Annotated in this window: 2 protein-coding genes and 1 pseudogene; 1 reads left to right on the top strand and 2 read right to left on the bottom strand. The window is 65.7% G+C overall.

Annotated elements, in window-relative coordinates:
* Positions 1 to 620, bottom strand: a 620-nt coding sequence (locus C3418_RS23200) for a Glu/Leu/Phe/Val dehydrogenase dimerization domain-containing protein (RefSeq protein ID WP_308457655.1), incomplete at its 3' end; no start/stop codon positions are given.
* A gap of 570 nt (positions 621 to 1190) precedes the next feature.
* Here C3418_RS23200 and rluF point away from each other — a divergent pair.
* Positions 1191 to 2204, top strand: a complete 1014-nt coding sequence (gene rluF / locus C3418_RS23195; RefSeq protein WP_052814630.1) for a 23S rRNA pseudouridine(2604) synthase RluF — start codon at positions 1191 to 1193, stop codon at positions 2202 to 2204.
* A gap of 86 nt (positions 2205 to 2290) precedes the next feature.
* On the opposite strand, the pseudogene C3418_RS23190 reads toward rluF, so the two are convergent.
* Positions 2291 to 2912 (bottom strand): annotated as a pseudogene (locus C3418_RS23190) (CynX/NimT family MFS transporter); the annotation flags it as partial.

Below are 2912 nucleotides of genomic sequence, written 5' to 3'. Positions count from 1 at the left end.
CGAATGAGGCTGCCGCCAAAGGAGAGTCCCTTGCCGGTGAAGACGCACTCGGCGCTGTTGGTGAGCTTCTTCATCATGCCCGCCATGTAGCTCACCTCGCGCCCGCCCACCCCGATGTCACCCGCCGGCACGTCGGTGTTGGCCCCCAGGTGGCGATAGAGCTCCAGCATCAGGGCCTGGCAGAAGCGCATCACTTCTCCTTCGCTCTTGCCCTTGGGATCGAAATCGCTGCCCCCTTTGCCGCCGCCCATGGGCAGGGTGGTGAGGGCGTTCTTGAAGGTCTGCTCGAAGGCGAGGAATTTCAGCACAGAGAGATCCACCGAGGGGTGGAAGCGCATGCCGCCCTTGAAGGGGCCGATGGCGGAGCTGTGCTGCACCCGGTAGCCGCGGTTCACCTGCACCTGGCCCTGGTCATCCACCCAGCTCACCCGAAACTGCACCAGGCGCTCGGGTTCCACCAATCGCTCCAGCAGGCCGTGTTGCAGGTAGCGGGGGTGGCGCTCCACATAGGGCCAGATGGAGGCGATCACCTCACTCACTGCCTGGATGAACTCGGGCTGGTGAGGGTTGCGGCTGGCGACCTGGGCCAGGAAGGCCTCCTGGGAGAGGGAATGACTCATCTTTAACTCCTGTGGTGAATGATGAAAGTGGCGTCCTGCCAGAGAGGGGATCATGCCCGTCTTCAGGGTTCGCGGGGCTCAAGGGGCCCGTTGTTGCGCCCCGATGGGGGTGTCATTTCCCGTCGTCGGCGGGTCAGAGCAGATAATTCGCGATGACCAAAATCTTTTTATGCATTTTTGCTGGATAAATATCAAGCGTTAGATCATCTGGCTATCTGCTGAAGGCCGCACCCTATCTTCGGCGGCGGGGGCCCGGCCCATGAAGTGAGTACCATAAAGTGAAAAGAGGTAGGGAGTGCGCGGTGCAGCCCAATCAGGGCCGCGGCGTCACCGCACGCTGGATAATGGGGGGCCTGCTGCTGCATCAGGGGCAGCCCCCCTGTGAGCCAGCAGCCAGGGTGCGACGGGGCCGGGCGCGGGCGCGTGCAATGTGCTACTGTAGCGGCGTTTTTTGCCGAACATGCAGGGCGCAGGCCCTTATTTCATGGAGTTGTATGCAGACGAACCCGACCACAGCGCGGCTGATCCAGCCAGCCATTCTCAAGGCCCATCCGACCCGGGAGGTGACCCATGCTGGCCGATGAATCCATGCGCCTGAACAAATACATCAGCGAGAGCGGCATCTGCTCCCGTCGTGAGGCCGATCGTTTCATCGAGCAGGGCAACGTCTTCATCAACGGCAAGCGGGCCGGGGTGGGGGATCAGGTGTTTGCCGGGGATCTGGTCAAGGTTAACGGTCAGGTGATCGAGCCGCGCGAGGCCGACAGCCTGGTCTTCATCGCCCTCAACAAGCCGGTGGGCATCGTCAGCACCACGGAGGCGGGGGAGAAGGACAACATCGTCGACTTCGTCAACCACAGCACCCGCATCTTCCCCATAGGGCGCCTCGACAAGGACTCCCAGGGGCTCATCTTCCTCACCAACCACGGGGATCTGGTGAACAAGATCCTGCGGGCGGGCAACGATCACGAGAAAGAGTACCTGGTGACCGTGGACAAGCCGGTGACCGACGAGTTCGTCCGGGGCATGGCGGCCGGGGTGCCCATCCTCGGCACCGTCACCAAGAAGTGCAAGGTGAAGCGAGAGGCGCCCTTCGTGTTTCGCATCACCCTGGTGCAGGGGCTCAACCGCCAGATCCGCCGCATGTGCGAGCACTTCGGCTTCGAGGTGACCAAGCTCGAGCGCATCCGCATCATGAACGTCAGCCTCAAGGGGCTGCCGGTAGGGGAGTGGCGCGATCTCACCGACGACGAGCTGATCGAGCTGTTCAAGCTGATTGAGGACTCCTCCTCCGAGGCGAAACCGGCCAAGGGGGCTCAGGTTGCCAAGCCCAAGGCGGCTGCGGCCGGCACCCCGGCCCAGGCCAAGAAGCCGCGGCGCAGCGACGATCACGAGATTGGCGGGCGGCCCAATGTGCCGGGTCCCGAGGCCTTCGAGAAGAAGAGCCCCGCAGGCAAGGGCGGGGCGGGCAGAGGGGCTGCCAGCAAAGGGGGAGCAGGTAAAAGCGCGCCCGGCAAAGGGGGCAAACCCGCCCCGGGCAAACCGCGGCCAGGGCAGGGCGGGCGCCAGAAGAAGGGGCGCTGAGCGCCAGGCCTTCCCGCACCCTGATGAACAACACCGGCCAAGGCCGGTGTTGTGCTTTCTGGCCCCCAAGGCCGGTGCTCGCCAGATCAGGCAGGCTTGTGGCCTGCCGTCTGCACAGCCATGGCCTGCTCCGGGGGCAGGCCCATGGCCCTTGGGTAGTGGCGCGGGTTGAGACGCACCACCAGCAGGCTCATCAGGACCAGGGCGCCGAGCTGCCACTGCCAGGCGGCGGCGAAGTCACCGCTTGCATGGTGCAGGCGGGCCGCCACCCAGGGGCCGGTAGCCGCCACCATGAAGCCGACCCCCTGCATCAGGGCGCAGAGGGCGCCCGCCCGGCGCGGGTCGGGCAGGTGATCCAGCGCAATCACCATGATGAGGGAGAAGCTCCCCCCAAGCCCGGCGCCGCACAGCAAACACCAGAGCAGGGGGGCTGTCTGGGGAGCGAGCCAGAGGCCGCCAAAGCCTGCCAGCTGCATGGCGATGGCCAGCGCCATCCAGGGGCGGCGGTCCAGCCGACCGGCTGCCAGCAGAGGCAGGCCAAGGCCGCTCGCGGTCTGGGCCAGGGCGAGCCAGGCCACCAGCTCGCCCCCTTGCTGGGCGCTCCAGCCCGCCGCCATGTAGGCCGGGGCCAGCCAGGCCACGACGATGCCGTAGCCGCTGTTGATGATGCCAAAACAGGCGATGAGCAGCCAGGTGCGGGGCAGGGGG

The sequence above is a fragment of the Aeromonas sp. ASNIH8 genome (assembly GCF_002919855.1).
Taxonomy (GTDB): Bacteria; Pseudomonadota; Gammaproteobacteria; order Enterobacterales; family Aeromonadaceae; genus Aeromonas; species Aeromonas caviae.
This window is presented reverse-complemented; position numbering and strand designations above follow the sequence as displayed.

What these genes read in the sequence shown, in the direction of transcription:
- rluF (WP_052814630.1), top strand. Translation starts at nt 1,191, where the DNA reads ATGCTGGCCGATGAATCCATGCGCCTGAACAAATACATCAGCGAGAGC.